The sequence below is a fragment of the Rhodococcus mengyinensis genome (genome assembly GCF_048381435.1).
Lineage (GTDB): Bacteria > Actinomycetota > Actinomycetes > Mycobacteriales > Mycobacteriaceae > Rhodococcus_F > Rhodococcus_F opacus_D.
In genome coordinates this window covers 61,193-81,148 of sequence record NZ_JBLWIT010000116.1, presented here as the reverse complement: position 1 = coordinate 81,148, position 19,956 = coordinate 61,193, and the positions used below count along the sequence as shown (strand labels likewise).

Annotated in this window: 19 protein-coding genes; 11 read left to right on the top strand and 8 right to left on the bottom strand. The window is 66.0% G+C overall.

The features are described 5' to 3' along the window. The first annotated feature begins 547 nt into the window (after positions 1–547). From rpmH to ACNJ7E_RS25810, 10 genes are all read left to right on the top strand, one after another. Positions 548–691 (top strand): 50S ribosomal protein L34, encoded by a 144-nt coding sequence (gene rpmH, locus ACNJ7E_RS25855; RefSeq protein ID WP_005263481.1) that lies wholly within the window; start codon positions 548–550, stop codon positions 689–691. Positions 692–718: 27 nt separating this feature from the next. Then, entirely contained in the window at positions 719–1,096 is a 378-nt protein-coding gene (gene rnpA / locus ACNJ7E_RS25850) for a ribonuclease P protein component (protein ID WP_280783060.1), read from the top strand. Continuing rightward, positions 1,093–1,458: a membrane protein insertion efficiency factor YidD gene (gene yidD, locus ACNJ7E_RS25845; RefSeq protein ID WP_280783059.1), complete on the top strand. Its 366-nt coding sequence runs from the start codon at positions 1,093–1,095 to the stop codon at positions 1,456–1,458. The genes rnpA and yidD overlap by 4 nt, the downstream gene beginning before the upstream one ends. A gap of 4 nt (positions 1,459–1,462) precedes the next feature. Next, entirely contained in the window at positions 1,463–2,575 is a 1,113-nt protein-coding gene (gene yidC, locus ACNJ7E_RS25840) for a membrane protein insertase YidC (protein ID WP_418341264.1), read from the top strand. Positions 2,576–2,594: 19 nt separating this feature from the next. Further along, positions 2,595–3,149, top strand: coding sequence for a Jag family protein (locus tag ACNJ7E_RS25835; protein WP_005249113.1), 555 nt, complete (start codon positions 2,595–2,597; stop codon positions 3,147–3,149). An 881-nt stretch (positions 3,150–4,030) separates the two neighbouring features. Further along, positions 4,031–4,435 carry a nuclear transport factor 2 family protein gene (locus tag ACNJ7E_RS25830; protein WP_418341263.1) on the top strand — a complete coding sequence of 135 codons (405 nt, stop codon included), beginning with the start codon at positions 4,031–4,033 and terminating at the stop codon, positions 4,433–4,435. A 710-nt stretch (positions 4,436–5,145) separates the two neighbouring features. Beyond that, positions 5,146–5,829, top strand: coding sequence for a 16S rRNA (guanine(527)-N(7))-methyltransferase RsmG (rsmG, locus tag ACNJ7E_RS25825; protein WP_005249117.1), 684 nt, complete (start codon positions 5,146–5,148; stop codon positions 5,827–5,829). A gap of 68 nt (positions 5,830–5,897) precedes the next feature. Beyond that, a complete protein-coding gene (locus tag ACNJ7E_RS25820; protein ID WP_005560835.1) occupies positions 5,898–6,911 on the top strand; it encodes a ParA family protein in 1,014 nt (337 codons plus the stop codon). Continuing rightward, the gene (locus ACNJ7E_RS25815) at positions 6,908–7,990 is read left to right on the top strand and encodes a ParB/RepB/Spo0J family partition protein (protein WP_105416920.1); all 1,083 of its coding nucleotides are present in this window, start codon (positions 6,908–6,910) and stop codon (positions 7,988–7,990) included. Before ACNJ7E_RS25820 ends, ACNJ7E_RS25815 begins: the two co-directional genes overlap by 4 nt. Positions 7,991–8,147: 157 nt before the next feature. Next, positions 8,148–8,846, top strand: coding sequence for a GNAT family N-acetyltransferase (locus ACNJ7E_RS25810; protein ID WP_280783056.1), 699 nt, complete (start codon positions 8,148–8,150; stop codon positions 8,844–8,846). A gap of 18 nt (positions 8,847–8,864) precedes the next feature. Here ACNJ7E_RS25810 and ACNJ7E_RS25805 read toward each other — a convergent pair whose 3' ends face one another. From ACNJ7E_RS25805 to ACNJ7E_RS25785, 5 genes are all read right to left on the bottom strand, one after another. Further along, positions 8,865–10,064, bottom strand: coding sequence for an N-acetylmuramoyl-L-alanine amidase (locus ACNJ7E_RS25805; protein WP_005560831.1), 1,200 nt, complete (start codon positions 10,062–10,064; stop codon positions 8,865–8,867). A 165-nt stretch (positions 10,065–10,229) separates the two neighbouring features. Then, on the bottom strand, positions 10,230–10,553 hold the full coding sequence (gene trxA / locus ACNJ7E_RS25800; protein ID WP_005249122.1) for a thioredoxin: 324 nt from the start codon (positions 10,551–10,553) through the stop codon (positions 10,230–10,232). 40 nt (positions 10,554–10,593) lie between these two features. Further along, complete coding sequence (trxB, locus tag ACNJ7E_RS25795; protein ID WP_418341262.1) at positions 10,594–11,577, bottom strand: thioredoxin-disulfide reductase; 984 nt, start codon at positions 11,575–11,577, stop codon at positions 10,594–10,596. A gap of 111 nt (positions 11,578–11,688) precedes the next feature. Next, on the bottom strand, positions 11,689–12,876 hold the full coding sequence (gene nox / locus ACNJ7E_RS25790; protein ID WP_418341261.1) for a 4,4'-dithiodibutanoate disulfide reductase: 1,188 nt from the start codon (positions 12,874–12,876) through the stop codon (positions 11,689–11,691). Between the two features lie 37 nt (positions 12,877–12,913). Further along, a complete protein-coding gene (locus tag ACNJ7E_RS25785) occupies positions 12,914–13,885 on the bottom strand; it encodes an NAD-dependent epimerase/dehydratase family protein (protein WP_005560827.1) in 972 nt (323 codons plus the stop codon). An 88-nt stretch (positions 13,886–13,973) separates the two neighbouring features. On the opposite strand from ACNJ7E_RS25785, the gene ACNJ7E_RS25780 reads away from it, so the two are divergent. After that, a complete protein-coding gene (locus ACNJ7E_RS25780; RefSeq protein ID WP_280783052.1) occupies positions 13,974–14,546 on the top strand; it encodes a TetR/AcrR family transcriptional regulator in 573 nt (190 codons plus the stop codon). A gap of 3 nt (positions 14,547–14,549) precedes the next feature. Here the strand turns inward: ACNJ7E_RS25780 and ACNJ7E_RS25775 are convergent, their stop codons facing one another. The 3 genes from ACNJ7E_RS25775 to murJ form a co-directional block, all read right to left on the bottom strand. Continuing rightward, a complete protein-coding gene (locus ACNJ7E_RS25775) occupies positions 14,550–15,299 on the bottom strand; it encodes a hypothetical protein (protein WP_280783051.1) in 750 nt (249 codons plus the stop codon). Between the two features lie 78 nt (positions 15,300–15,377). After that, on the bottom strand, positions 15,378–15,959 hold the full coding sequence (gene sigM, locus ACNJ7E_RS25770; RefSeq protein WP_283334684.1) for an RNA polymerase sigma factor SigM: 582 nt from the start codon (positions 15,957–15,959) through the stop codon (positions 15,378–15,380). Positions 15,960–16,006: 47 nt separating this feature from the next. Beyond that, on the bottom strand, positions 16,007–19,885 hold the full coding sequence (gene murJ / locus ACNJ7E_RS25765; protein WP_418341292.1) for a murein biosynthesis integral membrane protein MurJ: 3,879 nt from the start codon (positions 19,883–19,885) through the stop codon (positions 16,007–16,009). Between the last annotated feature and the right edge of the window lie 71 nt (positions 19,886–19,956).

The following is a 19,956-nucleotide window of genomic DNA, read 5'->3' as shown; positions in this document are numbered from 1 at the left end:
CGAGACGCCGTTGCATGGAGAGGAGTCCAGATCCAGCGCGCTGACCTGCGCTTATGCATGCGAAACCTGGATGAGCGGGTTCACGGACCCGGGAAGTGAAGGGTGTCAACAACCCTCGTGGCGATCCGAAGCGGCACACCATCTGTGCCCTGTGGATGAATTGTGGTGAATATGCAGATGAGAACGGTGAAGTCGAGAGCCGGGCACTCGATCAGGGTTCATCGGCGAGACCATGCATAGACGCTAGCAACAGTGTCGGCAACCTCACAGCGGTTTGGCACATTGGAAGTTGGGGTGCAAGCATTTGTCGATCCTCGGCGTGTCGGTCAACCGATTCGCGGGGGAATCGCAGGTGAGCGAGTTTGACCTGACCGTGAGTGGTAAGTACTCTCGAACAGTCACCCTGTGGTGAGGTGGCGGTTTCGTGCTGGCTCGAGTCCAGTTTCGGGGTCGTTCCATCCCCACCCTGTGGATGAACACCTGAGTTTTCGCCAATGTTAGATCCATGACGCCGGGAGGCGTCGATGAACTTCGAGGAGTGTTGACCGTGGCCAAGGGCAAGCGGACGTTCCAGCCGAACAACCGACGCCGCGCGCGCGTTCACGGCTTCCGTCTTCGTATGCGGACCCGTGCGGGTCGTGCAATCGTTTCGGCGCGTCGCCGTAAGGGCCGCGAATCTCTCACCGCCTGATCCCGACACTGGGTTCGGGAGCTCGGGGTGTTGCCTGAGCCGCACCGATTGCGTCGTCATTCAGATTTTTCGTTGACTGTGCGACGTGGTCGTCGGATGGGAAGACGCGACCTGGTTGTGCACGCATTCGACCGTGCGCAGGCAGATGAGCTGGTGAGTAGCGGCGGTCCGCGATTCGGACTGGTTGTGAGTAAGGCTGTCGGGCCGGCGGTGATTCGACATCGAGTCGCACGCCGGCTTCGTCATATCTGCATCGACCTCGTGGACGTGGTTCCACGGGGAACCGATGTGGTGATTCGGGCTCTTCCGGGAGCTGCGACTGCAAGTAGCCGGGACCTGGAGAAGCAACTTCGTGCAGGTCTCCTTCGATTGGACCTTCTTGCACCCGTGAGTACCTCCGCATGAAAAGCGCACTCCACGAGTCGCGCGCCGACACGGCCGAGGCCACCTCCTCGGCCTCTTCCGCGTGGAAGTCGGTCCGTGCGTTACCGGCGCGCACTCTCATTTTCTTCATCGAGCTCTACCGGACGTATGTGTCGCCCCTGAGGATGCCGACCTGCCGGTTCATGCCGACCTGTAGCGAGTACGCGGTGGAATCCCTGCGTACCCACGGGGCGATCAAAGGCCTTTTTTTGACGGTGGTTCGGTTGGCGAAGTGTGCCCCCTGGCACCCTGGTGGGTGGGACCCGGTCCCTGCCCGTCGCGACCGTCATGCGGGTGGCCGTCGTTGCTGTCCGGCGAACGTGGACGAACAGAGGAGTACATAGAGCCGTGCTCGACTTCATTTACTATCCGGTGTCCGGGATCCTGTGGGTCTGGCACAAGATATTCGGTGCCATTCCCTTCCTCGGGCCGGACAGCGGTGTCACATGGGCACTCTCCGTGGTGTTCCTCGTGTTCACGCTGCGTGCCGTGCTGTACAAGCCGTTCGTGAAGCAGGTTCGCACGACGCGCCAGATGCAGGAACTTCAGCCGCAGATCAAGGCTCTGCAGAAGAAGTACTCCGGCGACCGCCAGCGTCAGGCCGTCGAGATGCAGAAGCTCCAGAAGGAGCACGGGTTCAACCCCATCATGGGCTGCCTCCCGGTTCTCGCGCAGGCTCCGGTCTTCATCGGCCTGTTTCACGTGCTTCGCTCGTTCAACCGCACCGGCACCGGATTCGGGCAGCTCGGCATGTCGGTCGAGGCGAACGCGAACACGCCGAACTACTTCTTCAGCGTCGAGGACGTGCAGTCCTTCCTGAGTGCTCGACTGTTCGGCGCTCCCATCTCGGCCTGGATCACCATGCCGAAGGAACAGCTCGACGCGTTTGCTGCCTACGGCCCGATCCCCACCGTGCTGAACATCGCCGTTGTCGCGGTTCCGCTGATGGTCATCGCCAGCATCGCGACCCACTTCAACTCGCGCGCTTCTGTGGCTCGGCAGAGCCCCGAGGCCGCCGCCAACCCGCAGTCCGCGATCATGAACAAGCTCGCGCTGTGGGTCTTCCCGCTCGGTGTGCTCGTCGGTGGTCCGTTCCTCCCCATCGCGATCCTCCTGTACTGGGTGAGTAACAACATCTGGACGTACGCGCAGCAGCACATCGTCTTCCGTCGCATCGACCAAGAAGAGGAAGAGAAGAAGCAGGCTGCCATCGCACGCCGGGCGGACAACGCTCCGAAGCCCGGTGCACGTCCCGATCTCACCAAGAAAAAGAAGAAGTCCGCGACCGCAACGGACGGTTCTTCCTCAGCGGACGAGCCGGAGATCGTCGAGGGCGTCGACGAAGACAGCGCCTCCGATCAGGTGAGTGGTGACGGTTCGGCTGCGGGTACGTCGAAGCCGAAGCCTGGTGCCCGCCCCCAGTCCAACCGCGGAAAGTCCCCCAAGCGCAAGCGGCGCTGATTCAGAAAAGAGAACGAGCATGGCTAGTGAGCCTGACATCGCAGTGGACGGAGATGAGACAGACGTGACTGCAACGACGCAGAACCCGGACACCGAGGTGGATTCCGATTCTGACGACTACCTGATCGAGGAAGGGGAAATCGCCGGCGACTACCTGGAGCAGCTGCTCGACGTACTCGACTTCGACGGCGATATCGACCTGGACGTCGAGGGTGACCGTGCTGTTGTCAGCATCGACGGTGGAGACGATCTCACCAAGTTGGTCGGGCGCAAGGGTGAGGTGCTGGACGCACTCCAGGAACTGACTCGCCTCGCCGTGCAGCAGGCGACGGGCGAACGTAGTCGCCTGATGCTCGACATCGCCGGATGGCGTGCCGGCCGTCGCGCCGAACTGACCGAGCTGGGTTCCTCGGCTGCCCGCCGCGTACTCGAGAGCGGTGAACGCGAGGAGCTCGCTCCGATGACGCCGTTCGAGCGCAAGATCGTTCACGACGCGGTCGCGAAGGTCGATGGCGTGTCGAGCGAGAGCGAAGGCGCCGAGCCTTCACGTCGCGTGGTCGTCATCAAGGACTGATCCACAGAGCATCACCAAGGCGGGGCTCCCGGATCCATCTCCGGGAGCCCCGCCTTTTCGCTATCCGTATGTCGCCATCCGTCACTTTGGCTTCGTTTCGTTTCACGTGAAACACGCACCCCTCCCCTCCCCCACCGAGAGGTCGGGTGTCCGCGGCGAGATTTCGTGCGCCACCGTCGCGTGACTGCGCTGTCTCAGGACTTCGTGGACAGTGCGGGCGGGTAACTTCGCCACCGGTCCGCCGACCTTCGCCCCCGATCGTGCCGTCTACCTTCGCCTTGTTCACCGTCTGGATGAGGGTTTCCAGGATGGACCAGAGCACCCGCAGCTCGGTCTCGATCGCGGCGTGCGCGCGAGCGCTTCGACGAGATGACTCTTCCCCGTCTCGGACGTCCCGGAGGCGGCCGAGTCCACCCGGCGATGCGCCCCATCGATCAGCGGCGGGAAGCGAGAATCGCTGACGATATCCCCCGCAAGTAGGTGGGGTCGCCGGCATCGTCTGGAACTCTTTCAACAACCTCGGCGGCCCAGGCCGAGTGGACTCGAGCCCGGGTCTATGGACGGGGGTCAAGATTGGGATGCCGCACCTCGCTCAGTTTTGAGGGGGCCGCCCGCACGTGAATCCGTCGGGGCGCTGTGGGCGAAGCGATCGGCTTACTCGCCTGCCGCCGACGACTGCTGGGATCGTGGAGAAGGATGCGGGGTCCATCGAAGCTCTCCTCTGCTCATCCGGCGATGGTGAGCGGAACGATCCGCAAGTGTCCGCGATGTCTCGAGACATACCACTCACGCGTCAGTGGTTCGGTGCGATGAGTTTCGATGCTTCTCGAAGTCCACATCATTGAAGCGACCGAAGCGGTGCCGTCGACTGGATGGAGTGAATGATGAGCGAGGATGAACGACAGATCCGGGATCTGATCGACCGTTGGGCTGAGGCTGTGCACAGTGGCGACATGGCCGGGGTTCTCGCGGACCACTCCGACGACATCGTGATGTTCGACGTGCCACCGCCATACGAGGGCGCTCGTGGAATCGATGCGTATCGCGAGACATGGCCGCCGTTCTTCGAATGGCAGTCGCAGGGTGCCAGGTTCGAGATGGTGTCATTGGATGTGACGGCCGGCGAGGATGTTGCGTTCGCCCATGCGCTCCTCCGCTGTGGAATGGAAGCGGAGCTCGCCGACAATCCGGAGAACCGGCTCCGCCTCACAGTGGGGTTGCGAAAGGAAGACGGTCGTTGGCTCGTCGCTCACGAGCACCACTCCTTCCCGGACACCACGGTCTGACCTATCGCGTTTGTGGAGTCCGCGCCGTCCATTTCGGACGTTTTCGAAGTAATTTAGGTTGTAGTTTCACCCACCCAACCACACCCGGGAGTTTCGTCACTGTGATGATTGAGAACTCGGGCTTCGTCGGAGTGAAGCTGCCGAGAGCTAGCGTCGAGTAGGCGTGGATGGCTTTGCCGTAGTTGGGAGGTCGGCCATTCGCTGGACCCTTGCGTCTGCCGAGTTGGGACGGCGGCCGGGTAATGCACGGACGGGGTCGGTTCTGTTCTACGTGAAACACAGGACAGTTGTTCCACGTGAAACTGCCCGCGCCGAATGCGACCAGACGGACCAACGTCCCGGGCGCGCACCGGCGCAGAACAATCTCGGGCCGGGATACGGCCGGCCCCAGATACCCCCCTTGCGATCCGTCGCCTGTTCCACGTGAAACATGCGCGCGTCGATCGCCCCGCTGTTCCGCAGAACCAGATGACGAGATGTGCGCGAGATCCATCGCAGAGAGGGTTCACCGGTGAGGCGACGACGGGACCGCCGAGCCGAACGGGCGCTTCACCGACAGTGCACTAACCCAACCCCTCCCCTCCCCCACCGGAAGGGGGTGCGGCTCGACACTGTTCCGGCGTTGCGCGTTCGAGTTAAGGGACATAGTCGTGACGGAGGGCGGATAATAAAGAAGCTGTGTTTGTTGATTTCGCGTTATTCGCGGGAGGATGTTTCACGTGGAACCGAATGGTGGAGAGCCGGCCGAATGGGACGAACAAGCGGCGGCACGCCAGGTGTTCGGTGAACGATTCGATATCGCGGAGCGCTACTACAAGTCGCTGGCGACCGACGGTGTCGAGCGGGGGTTGATCGGGCCCCGGGAGGTTCCGCGACTCTGGGAACGTCATCTCCTCAACTGTGCCGTCGTCGGTGAACTGATCGCCGAGGGTGAGTCGGTCGTCGATGTCGGCAGCGGTGCCGGGTTGCCCGGTATCCCGCTCGCGATCGCCCGACCCGATCTCCGGATCACGTTGGTGGAGCCGCTGCTGCGACGGTCGGTGTACCTCGCCGAGTTCGTCGAGTCGAACGGTCTGGACGTGCTCGTGGTCCGGGGCCGGGCCGAGGAGTCGGGTGTGGTGAAGGAAGCCGGCGGCGCAGACGTCGTGACGTCCCGCGCGGTGGCGCCGTTGGAGAAGTTGGCCAAGTGGTCGCTGCCGCTTATCCACGAGCATGGGAGAATGCTCGCATTGAAAGGTTCGAGCGCCGCCGAAGAGATTTCCCGTGATCGTGCTTCCCTGACTCGGTTGGGTGCTGGCAAGCTGGATATCGTGGAATGCGGAGTGGGCCTGCTTCCTGTCCCCACCGTTGTCGTTCGGGCAGAACGTGTACCGAAACGCCGTCAGCGTCGATGACGATGTGCACGGTGACTAGGGAGTGAATATGTCGAGTAACGAGCGATTCCCAATCGAAGGAGTAGTCAATGTCGGGTGGGCCTGAATCCGCCGTTTCACGTGAAACAGTTTCACGTGAAACCGACCATCAATCCGACCAGGCGACGAGCTCCGGGAACGGAGACGACGGATTCACGGCCCCCTACAACGGAATCTCCGTCGAGGAGACTCCGATCGGTGCCGCCGCGCACCGCGCGAGTCAGGTACTGCACCCCCACTCGGTGAGTCTGCCGAAGCCGCCCGAACGGCGGATCCTCACGATCGCCAATCAGAAGGGCGGCGTCGGTAAGACGACGAGCGCGGTCAACCTCGCCTCCGCCCTCGCGGTTCAGGGACTCACCGTTCTGGTCATCGACCTCGACCCGCAGGGCAACGCCAGCACGGCGTTGGGCGTCGCCCACCACTCCGGTGTGCCGTCCAGCTATGAGCTTCTCCTCGGTGAGGTGACGGCTGCGGAGGCGATCCAGAAGAGTCCGCACAACGACCGGCTGTTCTGCATTCCGGCCACGATCGACCTCGCCGGCGCCGAGATCGAATTGGTCTCCATGGTCGCCCGCGAGGGACGGCTCAAGGGCGCGCTCTCGGAGAAGGCTCTCGGCGAGGTGGATGCCGACTTCATCCTGATCGACTGCCCGCCCTCGCTCGGACTGCTCACGGTGAACGCGATGGTCGCGGCCAAGGAAGTTCTGATCCCGATCCAGTGCGAGTACTACGCCCTCGAGGGTGTGGGACAGCTGCTGCGGAATATCGAACTGGTGCAGGCACATCTCAACCCGGATCTCCACGTGTCGACGGTCCTTCTCACGATGTACGACGGGCGCACCAAGTTGGCCGACCAGGTGGCCGAAGAGGTCCGCACCCACTTCGGTGACGCCGTCCTCCGTGCCGTCATTCCCCGCAGCGTGAAGGTGTCCGAAGCGCCCGGGTACGGCATGACCGTGCTCGATTACGACCCCGGCTCGCGGGGTGCCATGAGTTACCTCGACGCGGGACGTGAACTCGCAGCACGCACCGCACACATCACGAAGCAGGAGCAGCGATGAGTCAGACGCGTAAGGGTGGACTTGGCCGTGGACTGGCCGCGCTCATTCCTACGGGACCGACCACGACGGGACCGGGGCTGGGCAACGCCGCCGCGGACGTCGTGATCGGCGCGGACCGACGCACCGTACTGACCGCTCCCGCGCCGAACTCGTCGGACTCTGCGACGGACGAGAAGACCGCTCCCGCGTCCACGGGAAACAATGGAGGGAGCAACGGCGCCGACGGCGAATCCGGGAACGGTGCTCAACCCCTCCCCTCCCCCACCGGGGCGGTGTACCGGGAGATCGCCCCCGACCTGATCGAGCGGAACCCCAAGCAGCCGCGTCAGGTGTTCGACGACGACGCTCTCGCCGAACTCGTCCACTCGATCCGTGAGTTCGGGTTGATGCAGCCGATCGTGGTGCGTCCGCTCGACGACGGCAAGTTCCAGCTCGTCATGGGCGAGCGTCGGTGGCGTGCCAGCCAGGAAGCCGAGCTGGAGACGATCCCGGCGATCGTTCGCGAGACCGGCGACGACGCCATGCTTCGCGACGCGCTCCTGGAGAACATCCACCGCGTGCAGCTGAACCCGCTCGAAGAGGCCGCGGCGTACCAGCAGTTGCTCGAAGAGTTCGAGGTGACCCACGAGGAACTGGCGGCGAAGATCGGTCGCTCGCGTCCCGTGGTGACGAACATGATCCGACTGTTGAAATTGCCGATTCCCGTGCAACGCCGCGTCGCGGCGGGTGTGCTGTCGGCCGGGCACGCTCGCGCCCTGTTGTCGCTCGAGGCCGGAGCCGACGCGCAGGAGGTGATGGCGGCACGCATCGTCGCGGAGGGCATGTCTGTTCGCGCGACGGAGGAGGCGGTGACGCTCGCCAACCGCAGCGACGACCAGGCGGCGCAGCCCGCCCAGCGCCGCAAGCCGATCCAGATGCCGGGCCTGCAGGACGTCGCCGAGCGGCTGTCGGATTCGTTCGACACGAGGGTCACGGTCAGCCTCGGCAAGCGCAAGGGCAAGATTGTGGTCGAGTTCGGTTCGGTGGACGATCTTCAGAGGATCGTTGGGATGATGGAGGCACAGAAGGCCGATTCATGAGCGCCTGAGAGAGGTAGAAGTACCCGCGGGTGATCCGTCACTGTGACAGTGGCCGCTGACGGACCGACTCCAGCAGAACTATCGGGGGCGAAAAACGTTGAATACCAGAGGATGTCGAATGATCTGCGGTAGTGACATATGGAGGCTGAGCTAGCCAGTGTCGACTCACGTCACATCGCTCACTCTCGACGGCTTGGACAAGCTCTCCGCCCACGCTCGTCGCTGTGTCTTCTGGGAAATGGATCCCGCGGCGATCCACAGTTCGCGCGGATTCTGCGATCAGGAGTTCGAGAAGGAAGCCTGGCTCTCCATGGTCATGCTCGAATGGGGATCGTGCGGACAGGTGGCCGTCATGGACGGCAAGCCGGTCGGCAGCGCCCTCTACGCTCCCCCGCGGACCGTGCCGCGCGCGCAGCTTCTCCCGACCGCTCCGGTCGGTGCCGACGCCGTCCTCCTCACCAGCCTTCGGCTCGAGCCGGCCGGTGAAGAACAGAATCTGGGAACCACGTTGATCCAAGCCGTGGTGGCCGATCTGGTGCGCCGCGGTGTTCGCGCGCTCGAGGCGTTCGGTATCCGCAACACCGACGGAACCGGGCCGATCGACACACACGGGATGGCGTCAGCCACAGCGGCCCGCGAGTGCTCCCCCGAGGAGTGCATGATCCCCGCCGAATTCCTCGAGGACAACGGCTTCGAAATCGTCGCGCCCCATCATCGGTTCCCGCGCCTACGGCTCGAGCTGAATCGGGATCACGGGTGGAAGGAAGACGTCGAGGCTGCCCTGGAGCGTCTTATCCACACCGCGACGGTGAGCATGGTCGACATCGGGGAGCGCACACCCGTCGGTGCGCACTGAGCGTTTGGGAACGAGACGTCAGGAACGTTCGGAGGAAGACAGCTCTTCGGCGAGCAACTCGGCGAACGTGAACGTTCCGGTCGGCTGATCGTCCTGACCGAGCAGGTACAGACGCTTCACGGAGATGAGGATCGCTTCGGCGATGGCGTCGCGCGCCCGCGGGTTGGAGAGCACCGCGGCGTCGAGGTCGTTGGTGAGGTACCCGAGGTCGATCTGCACGGTCGGCATGTTCGTCAGGCGCAGCAGGTCCCAGGTGCGACCGTGGGTCCGGCAGTCCTGCAACGGCGTGCGCGCCACGATCTCCCGCTGAATGAATCCGGTGAGAACCTGACCGATCATCGACGTAGAACCGTGCGAGTTACCGAAGTGGAAGCTCGCGACACCGTTGGCAGACGGGCTGGTGTTGCCATCGCAGCGCAGCGAGATCATCAGGTCGGCATCGAAGGCGTTCGACGTGGATGCGCGTTCGATGTCCGTGGGATTGGCGTGGTGCGGGCGGGACAGGAACGTCTCCATGCCCGTGGCGGCCATGCGGCCCTCGAGGCGGCTGGCGAGGTCCCACAGGATGTCGGACTCCGAGATCGTGCCATACGCGGACCGGACGATGGTGCCGTAGGTGTCGCCGCCGAGGCCCGGATCGATGACGATCCGCTTGCCGCTCAGCTGGGGTCCCGAGCTGCGAACCATTTCTTCTTCGCTCATCGCGTGCGGTGAACCACCGGTGACGCGGGTGCCGAGCAACTCGAGCGACCGCAGGGTTGCCGGACCGCAGATGCCGTCGGCGGCGATCCCGATCTCCCGCTGGAACGAGGACAGCGAATCGTGGGTCTGCGGTCCGAAGAAGCCGTCGACGCGTCCGACGTAGAAGCCGAGATCCTGCAGGCGGGTCTGCAGGGTGGCGACGTCGTCGCCGTAGAGCGGTGCGGACAGCTGGTAGATCAGCGTGCGCGCGCCCAGGCGGTACGACGCCTCTTTCATGGACCGGTAGGTGGCAGGACCCACGATTCCGTCGACGAGAAGCCCACGCTGCTGCTGGAAGGCCCGTACGGCGCTGTCCAGGTGATGATCGAACACGGCGTCGGGGGCGATCCAGTGCGAACCGTTGGTGCCTTCGCGCCGGGTGTCCGCGATGCCGTTGTGCAGGAAACCGAGACCGGCCAGAGTGCCCCGAATCTCAGCAACGGCCGGACCATGGTCGCCGTGACGGAGTCGGTGCATGTTTCAGGGCCTCTCAGTCCGAATCAACGAGTACATACGAGTCTCGGTACAAACAAAACGATCGATGTGTTCCGGTCGGTCTAGCTGATGCGACTGGAGCACATCGATCGATTGTCTCAGAGATTCCCACAAAATCGGGAATCGTGCCGGGTGTTCGGGTGTCGATCAGAGAACGTCGGCGAGCTCTTTCAGCAGCGCAGCCTTGCCCTTGGTGCCGACGATCGTGTTGATCGGCTTTCCGTCCTTGAACAGGATCAGCGTGGGAATCGACATGACCTGGAAGTCGCGGGCAGCGCCCGGGTTCGCGTCGATGTCGAGCTTCGCGATGGTCAGCTTGTCGCTGTGCTCACCGGCGATCTCCTCCAGGACGGGGGCGATCATCTTGCACGGGCCGCACCAGGTGGCCCAGAAGTCGACGAGGACAGGCTTGTCGCTGGAAATGACGTCCTGCTGGAACGAATCATCGGTGATGGTGACGGTATTCGACACGGGGATTTCCCTTACTCGAGGTGGGTGTGGGTGGGTGAGGTCAGGCGTCGACCGGCGAGCCGGCGGCGGCGACAGTGTTGGCGGTGATGTCGCCGCGCTCTGCCAGCCAGCGCTCGGCATCCATCGCCGCGGAGCAACCGGTGCCGGCGGCGGTGACCGCCTGCTGGTAGATGTGATCGACCAGGTCGCCGGCGGCGAAGACACCGTCCACCGACGTGGCGGTGGACGGCGTCTTGACGATCACGTAGCCGGCGTCGTCGAGGTCGACCTGTCCCTTGACGAGCTCGCTGCGCGGGTCGTGACCGATGGCGACGAACATGCCGGTGACGTCCAGCGTGGAGGTCTCACCGGTGACGGTGTCGCGGATCACGAGGCCGGTGACGCTGTTCTCGCCCAGCACCTCGACGGGCGCCGCGTTGGTCACGAACCGGATCTTCGCGTTCGCCTTGGCGCGCTCGAGCATGATGCGGGACGCACGGAACTCCTCGCGGCGGTGCACCACGGTGACGCTGCGGGCGAAGCGGGTGAGGAAGGTGGCCTCCTCCATGGCGGAGTCGCCGCCGCCGACCACGACGATGTCCTGATCCTTGAAGAAGAATCCGTCGCACGTGGCGCAGGCGCTGACGCCGCGGCCGAGCAACTTCTCTTCACCCGGAATCCCCAGGTAACGGGCTGCGGCGCCCATTGCCAGCACCACCGCGTGCGCCTGGTAGGTCTCGCCGTTCACGACGACCTTCTTGATCGGGCCCGTGAGGTCGAGTTCCTCGACGTCCTCGGTGCGGATGTCGGTGCCGAAGCGCTTGGCCTGCTCCCGCATCTGATCCATCAGGTCGGGTCCCATGATTCCCTCACGGAATCCGGGGAAGTTCTCGACCTCGGTGGTGGTCATGAGGGCGCCACCGAACTGGGTCCCCTCGAACTGCAGCGGTTCGAGTTCCGCGCGCGCCGCGTAGACGGCAGCGGTGTATCCGGCAGGTCCCGAACCAACGATGATGAGTTCATGAACCGTCGATGGAGTGGTCATGCGGGCCTTCCAGTAGTGAGGGGTGCTCAGTCGTATGGATCAACACAAGACTAAAGGGTGTTGTTCCCCGACTGCAGGTGATACCGGTCGCTCCCCCCGCAGGCGCCCTGATCAGCGCAGAGTCTCCCGGATGACGCAGCGGGTGCCCGTGTAGATGGTGGGCATGCATTTGTTGCAGTGGATGCAGAGTCCCTCGGCCACGTGCCGGTCGCGGAACTTGTTGACGAGGTCCGGGTCGCGGAGCAGGGCGCGCGCCATCGCGACGAACTCGAACCCGTCGCCGAGTGCGTTCTCGATGGTGTCGAGCCTGTTGATGCCGCCGAGGAGGATCAGCGGCATCGACAGGGCCTCGCGGAACTGCCGGGCCATCGGGAGGAAGAACGCTTCCTCGAACGGGTACGTCGGAAAGATGCGCGGCCCGTAGACCTTCAGACCCCAGCCCACCAGCTTGGGCTGTGAGGCAACGAATTCCGCCATCGGGACTTCGCCGCGGAAGAAGTACATCCCGTTGAGCAACGAGCTGCCCCCGGTGAGCTGCAGTGCGTCGAGATGCCCGTCGGCTTCGAGGAGCTGCGCGATGCGGAGACTGTCGTCGAGCCACAGCCCTTTCGGGACACCGTCCGTCATGTTGAATTTGGCCGTGACGGCCACCGAGTCGCCGACGGCGTGGCGCACCCGCTCGACCACCCGCCGGGGGAACGCCGCCCGCCGCTCCAGGCTGCCCCCGTACTCGTCGGTCCGCTTGTTGAGGTTGGGGCTCATGAACGAGCTGAGAAGGTAGTTGTGCCCGAGGTGGACCTCGATCGCGTCGAATCCGGCCTCGACGGCATTCCGGGCCGCGTCCTCGAAGTCGCGGGTGACCTGGTCGAGTTCTTCTCGGGTGGCACCCTTCACCAGACCCATGGCGGGCGGGCTGAGGCGGGTGGACGGCGCGAGGGTCTTGGTGTGGTTGGACAGTGTGTTCGCGACCAGACCGGCATGACCGATCTGCGCCGCGACCAACCCGCCTTCGGCGTGAACGGCGTCGGTGAGTCGGCGCAGGTCGGGGACGCGGGCGCGGTCGAGAACGAGGGTGTTCGCGTGGACGCGTCCGCCGGGTGAGACGGCGCAGTACGCGACGGTCGTCAGGGCGGCGCCACCGCGAGCAACCTCGGCGTGGAAGTCGACGAGCTGGTCGGTGACCCGGCCGCGGGGCATGACGCCCTCGAACGTGGCTGCCTTCACGATGCGGTTGCGCAACGTCAGGGGACCCAAGCGGGCCGGCTCCCAGATCCCGGGCCGGGGTGGTGGAACGGTCATGGTGGTCCGCCTTCGAGGGTGGTGGTGGGAGGGCGTTTCAGGCGAAGGTCGCGGCCAGCGCCGCGCGGGCAGGCCGCCAGGTGAGCCCGAGCTCGTCGCGGGTTCGCGAGTCGTCCGTCGGGGTCGCCGAGGTGAGCAGCCACGCTGCCTCGTAGCTGAGCCCCGCGCTGAGGGGCGTGAACCTGCCGACCACGTCGGCGATCCGTCCGAGCGCGCGAAAGGTGCTGCCCGACAGCGGGATGCGCCGGAGGCGACGGCCTGAGGAATGTTCGAGGACGTCGATGAGGTGGTTGAACTCGACGAGTTCGCCGCCGCAGACGTATCGCCGGGGTCCGCGGCCGGGGTGCATCGCGGCGGTGTGGACCGCGGCCACGTCGCGCACGTCGATCATCTGCATGCCGCCGTCGAATCGGGGCGCCACCCCGCCGCTGACGATCGCGCCCCATCCCTGTTCGGTGACGCCCTTGGTGGATCCGAGCCCGGGACCGACGACGCTCGTCGGGTACGTGATGACCACGGGGGCGCCCGCGTCCTGGAGTGCGCGGGCGATGCGGTCGGCGGCCGCTTTGGTGCGGCCGTACGCGCTACGGCCAGACGCCGTCGGACTGTCCGGTCCGATGACGGCGTCGGGTGACGGAAACAGGGCACTGAAACTCGCGACGTGGATGATCGGGTCGAGTCCGAGGAAGGCCGCCCGGGTGAGGATCGCGGCGGTGGCCTGCGTGTTGATCTCCCACATCAACTGTTCGCGACGGTCGTCGGTGCCCACTACCCCGGCGGCGTGGAGTAGCGCGTCGCAGCCGTCGAGGAGGCGTGCGACCACTTGGGCGTCGCGGATGTCGCCGACCACCTGCTCGATCCGCGCGGCGTCGTCCCCGGCTGCCACGAGCAGGGTGTCGGGAGATTCGGCGGGCGGCACCAGCAGTCGAACCGTGTGGCCGGCGGCGAGGAGCGCCAGCGTGGTGTGGGCGCCGACGTATCCGGTGCCGCCGGTGACCGCGATCTTCATGTGTTCGTCCGTTTCAATTACGATGCCGCTGGACTCGTAATAGGTACGATATAGCGCGGAAGGCACTTCTGTCCCACAATTCGAACCAATGAATGCAACTGGAACCGGCCGCCCCCGCGACCCGCGGATCGACACCGACGTCCTCGCGGTCACCCGGGCGATGCTCGTGGAATCGGGCTGGGATCAACTGAGCATGCGGGCCATCGCGACGCGGTCCGGGGTGAGCAGGGCCTCCATCACCCGACGATGGCCGTCGAAGGCGCATCTGGTTCTCGACGCCATCCTCGGTGCGACACCCGACCTGACACCGTTCGAGGGCACCGACCGCGAAGGCTGGATCCGCTGGGTGGTGACCGGCAGTGCCGAATTGTTCTCGCGACCGGAGGTGCGAGCGGCCACGCCGGGTCTGCTGGCAGCGATCCGCGACCACGACGACCTCCGTACCGCGCTGTGGCGGGGATTCAGCGGGCCGAGTACTCAGCTGTTCGAGAGCGAGGTGGACCCGGCCGGGTCGAGCACCGCGACGGCCGTGCTGGTGCTCGCTGCCGGCGCCGCGCTGTTCACCAGCCTGATCGCCGTCGAGGACGACACTCCGGAACTGCGTGGGAAGATCCTCGAGCTACTCCTGCCGGTCGCCCGTTCGGAGCGGGAACGATCTTGAGGATCAACCGATCTCGGTGACGGCGATCGTCGCCGGATCTCCCGCGCCGCACTCACCGCCGACCACCAGCGCCGTGATCTGCGGCGGACGCGGCGCGGCCACCAGCAGTAGTACCCCGGGAACACCGTCGAGGCGAACCTCGCCGGAACCGAGCAGGGGGCGGGACGGTTCGATACCGTTGGCGCGCAGGCATTCCGACAGTTGTGCGGGATCCTCGAGTGGTCCGAGCTGCCGCGAACCGATCACGGTGAGGAGGCGTCCGGAGTCGAGACCGGTGCCCAGATCGAGAACGGCTGGTGCCGGCGAGGTTTCGGAACTGGGCAGGGCGACGACCGGGGTCTCGGGTTCCTGCCTGTCCGGCGTGACGACCGCGACTGCCACCACGACCGCTGCCGCCGCCGCGAACGTCCCCGCGGCCGCGGCAGCCCACTTCCGTCGCCGGGTGAGTGGGACCACGGTGGCCTCGGCAGGTGTGTCCCGCTCCGCGGCGAGAGCACGGTTGATGCGGTCGGCGACGTCGGCGGGAATCGGGGTCGAGACGGAATGATCGCGTCCGAGCGCGCCCAACTGATCAGTGACCCGGTCGAGGGCGTCGATCACGGCCATCGCCTGCGGGTCGTTCCGGACGAGCGGCCACAGGCGATCGCTCACCGAGTCCGGCAGCACCCCGGCGTGCAGATCGGCCAGTAGGTCCTCGGAGTACGGCGGTGCGGGCAGCGCGGCATCGGACGGATCGGGTTCACGGTCGGCCATGGCACCTCCTCACCGAGTCGTTGTGGTCCGGGACGACAGGACAGTTCCCCGCTCCTACTACGTTTTGACGCCCCGGAGTCATGATCGGTTCCCCTCCACCCGAAAATATTCGAGAGAGGCGGCCAGCTTCTTCCGGCCGCGGGCGCAGCGGCTCTTCACGGTGCCTTCCGGAACCCCGAGAAGCGCGGCCGCCTCACTCGTCGAACGGCCCTCGAGGTCGACGGCCACGATCGCGGTCCGCTGATCCGGTGGGAGCTGCGCCAGTGCGCGCTCGACCACCATGCTGAGCTCCACCTCGGAAACGTAGTCGCGGGTATCGCTCGGTTCGTCGTCCTCGTCCGCGGACAGGGACACCGCCGGACGAGCCTTGTTCCGGCGGATGCGGTCGAGGCAGGCGTTGACCACGATCGTATGCAGCCAGCTCCGGACCGCGGCGTCCCGGCGGAACGAGCCCGCGTTACGGTGCGCGGACAGCAGCGCCTCCTGCAGGGCGTCCGCCGCGTCCTCGGTGGTGTAGCTGGTGCGTTTGGCGACGTGCCACAGGTGGTCGTAGTGCCGCGAGAGCAGTGTCTCGAAGGCGTGCCGATCGCCGGCGACGTGCGCAGCCAACAGGTCGACGTCCGAGGGCTCACCCTCGGAATCCCCCCGGAAGATTCGCACCGGCGGATGTTAGCTCAGGTCGCCGATCCGCGAGCACCGGGTGCCGACTACGTCGCGGCGTTGAAACCGATGTCGGCGATGGACGATTGGTTCTTGCCACCGGAATTAGTCAGGCCGGTGATCCACACCAGGACGTTCTTGGTGGGTCCCTCCGACTTCACCGGGATCTCGGTGACACCGTTGCCGAGGACCTTCGAACCGAGCACCTGCGTCTGGTCGAGGGTCGGGTTCTCCGACGGGGCGCTGCGAATCTCGACGTTGGTGCCCGGTGTCGGCGAGTTGATCCACACGCTCGACAGTGTCGCCGGATCGTCCAGCGTGACCATCAGGCCCACACCGTTCTTCAGCGCGGGGAACGGCTGGAAGTACGAGTCGGTGCTCCACACGGTGGACGTGTTGCCGTCGACGGCCAGCCGGGCGTTCGCGGCCGAGTCGGGGGTGCCCTGCGGCGAGAACACCGTCGCCCCCGAGGGGCTGACCGGCGCGACGTTCGCCGCCGGGGCGGGCGCGGGGGCGGGGGACTCGGGGTTGGGCGGGGCCTCGGCCGACGTGGTGAGCCCGAAGTCCTGTTCGGTGAGCGGCGCGTCGGAACTACTGCCCGTGAGGAACGTCGCGAGCCAGAAGCCCAGGAGCGCCAGCACGATGATCGTGACGACCGCGAGGCCCACGAGCGCCGCGATCATCCGGTTGGACTTCTTCTTCTCCGCCTCCAGTGCTTCCGGGTCGGCGAGAGCGTGACCGGTCGTGCCGGGGGCCCGCTGCCCGAGCCGCAGCACGGGGATGAATTCGGTCTTGTCGTTGACGACGGACGCCTGGTCGAGAATGTGCTGCACGGTGGCCGCCGTGCGGATTCCCCCGTTCGGCTCGAGTGAGCGCAGCGCCACCGCGGAAATCTCGAACGGGACCTCCGGGCGGATCACCCGCGGTCCGATGGGCTGCCCGCTCGAGTCGCGGTCGGCCAGTCGCATACCGCCGACGCTGCCCGGACGGTGCGAACCCGACGGGTCACCCGCGGGAGCGGACGGGTCGCCCAGCGGCCAGCGGGCGGTGATGAGGGCGTAGAGCATGGCGCCCAGTCCGCGCACGTCGGTACTCGAGTCGGAGTCGGCGAGCGTGGCCGGGAACGCCAGCACGGCATCGCCGTTGATGCTGATACGGACGCGGTCGGGGTGGTCGATGGACAGTGCCCCACCGGCCCGGTGCGCGGTCTCGGCGGCCGCGGCGAGTGCGCGGATGGCACTGGCGGCGCCGATCGGAGACGGCTTGGTGTCGGCCATCTCCCGCAGCGAGCGTCCCGGGGTCCACTCGGCGACGACGATGCCGCCGGAGCTACCGCGGACCACGTCCAGCACGCGGGCGAGACCGGGCGAGTTGATCCGGCCCAGTCGCAGGGTGCGCGACAGAATGGCTTGCGGGCCTTCGGGACCGGCCGAGGTGGAGCGCTGTTCGGCATCCACGAACGTCAGAGCCACCTCGCGGTCGAGCTTGACGTCGAGCGCCTGCCAGAACTGCAGTCCCCGCGAACCGCCGTGCGGTGTCAGCAGGCGGTACCGACCGCCCGCGACGGACGCGCCGGGAATGAGCTTGGGGCCACGGGGAGTACGACGAGGACCTGCGCCGGGCTCACGTCCGGGTGCGGGTGTGATCGGGATCACTCCGGTGTCGTAACTGAGATCCCGTGCGGGGGCAGCGCCCATGTGACGTGTGTCTCCGCGCGATTCGCCGGAGTCTTTGGCGGGAGTCTTCGGAGCAGCCTTCGTCTGCGCATCCGCAGGATCGCCGGTCTCCTTGCTCTGCCCCGTTTTCGGAGTGTCTTCGGAGCCCGCGGACGTGTCTGCGTCCTTCTTCTGCGGTGCGGCGGCGCCGGCCTGCTTGCCGGACTTCGCGGAGTCGGTGGAGGCCGACTCGGACGAGATCCGGGTGGTCGGGGCGTCGACGCCGTTGGGGGCGGCGGCCGAATCGCGTTCGGACGCTTGCACCGTAGAACCTCCGGCTCTCTTGCTGCCGGCCACGTCGTCGTCGCTCACCCTCACTCCTTCATTCTCGAATGCCCAACTCCGACCAGTACCGGGCGGCGATCCGACCCGCTCGTGTCCAGGGTACGGGAGTCCACCGGGTCGTTCGATACCACGCGGCTGTCCCCCGAAGTCGTGCGGTGTGGCGCGGACCACGGGAATCAGTTCAGTTTCGGCTTCTGCGAGCGGGTCAGCCTCCGGTTCCGGTGCGGCGCCGCGACCGCGCAGCGCGCGAACCTTGCGGGCGACGGCGACGGTGATGGACACGATTTCGGGGATCTTCGCGAACCAGAGGATCACGAAGGTGACGACGAGCATCAGGACGCCGCTGATCATGACCCGGACCATCGAGCCCGGACCGCCGAACAAACTGGTGAGACGGTCGAGCCCGAGGAGGCGGTCGGCGCCGAGCATGACGAGCGCACCCGCCATCGACGCGAGCACCACCACCCACACCGTCTTGCCGACGTTCGCCATCTGCAGGTTGCCGAGACTGCGGTGCAGCAGCCAGCCCCCGACGAGCGCGCCGGTGATGTAGCCGAGGCCGTTGGCCACGCCGAGCAGGATGACCACCTGGTCGTCGCTGGAGGCGATCATCGGGGTGAGCGCCGACAGCGCGATCTTCACCGCGGTGATGCCCAGGACGATCCACGTCGGGGTCCAGGCCTGCTCGCGGGCGTAGAACACGCGGAGCTGGATCAGTACCAGGGAATAGGGAATGAGCGTGAACGCGGACCAGCTGACGGCCTGGCCGAGGCGTTCGGCGTCACCGGTCCCGAAGTTGCCGTACCCGTAGAGCGCCTGGCCGATCTCGGGGCCGGCGAACGTGAGGAACGTGATGATCGGGATGAGGGAGATCATCGTCAGGCGGGTGGCGACGGACAGGTCGTCGACCACGGCCGGGGTGTCGTCGGCGGCGGCGTTGCGGCTGAGTCGCGGCATGATCGCCGTCAGCACCGTCACGCCGAGCACGCCGTACGGCAGCTGCAGCAGGAGCCACGCGTTGTTGTAGATCGCGGGACCCGACGCGTCCGCGTGTGACGAGATGCGGGTGGCGACGATCATGCCCGCCTGGCTGATCAGCACGTACAGGATGATCGCGACGGCCATCCCGCCGAACTGCTTGAGCCGGTCGTCGAGGCCCCACAGCGGTTTCAGCGAGATGCCCTCGCGCCGGATCGCAGGCACCAGGCTCATCGCCTGCACCACGACACCCAGCGTGACGCCCACACCGAGGACCAGCAGTTTCGGGTCGCTCATCCGCACCGGATCGAGGGTGATCTCCCCCGGTGTCGCGTAGTAGATCACCAGCACGGTGAGCATCACGACGTTGTTCAGCACCGGAGCCCAGGCACCGGGTTTGAACACCTGCCGGGTGTTGAGGATGGCCGTGAGCAGCGCTGACAGTCCGTAGAACAGGATCGCGGGCAGGAGGAGATAGGACAGAGCTGTGGTGAGGGATGTGTTCACCTTGCCGTCGGCCGACAGGAAGACGTGGGTGGTGAGTACGGGTGCGGCGGCGGTCGCCAGCAACGCCGCTGTGCCGAGCAGCACACACGTGGCGGTGAACAGGCGTCGCACGAACGCCGCACCCTGATCCGGGTCCTCACGTTCGGCGCGCACCAGGACGGGCACCACGATCGCGGTGAGCACCGCTCCCAGCACGAGCTCGGAGATCATGTTCGGGATCTGGCTGGCGACAGTGAACGAGCTGGCCACCGACCCACCCAGCAGCGTCAGGACGAGGAGCTGCTTGGCGAATCCGGTGATGCGGCTGACGAGCGTCGCCACCGCGATCGAACCGGTGGACGCCAGCAGTCGCGAGTTGCTCTGCTTCTGCGGCGCGGTCGAGGGCCCGGAATCCCGGACCGGAGGCGGCGAGGGGTCGACCCGGATGGCCGCGAACTGCACCGTCGGTGCCTCGTCCGGCCGGATTTCCCGAGCCCAGTGGTCCCGCTCCCACGGGGCGACCCGGGGATGGG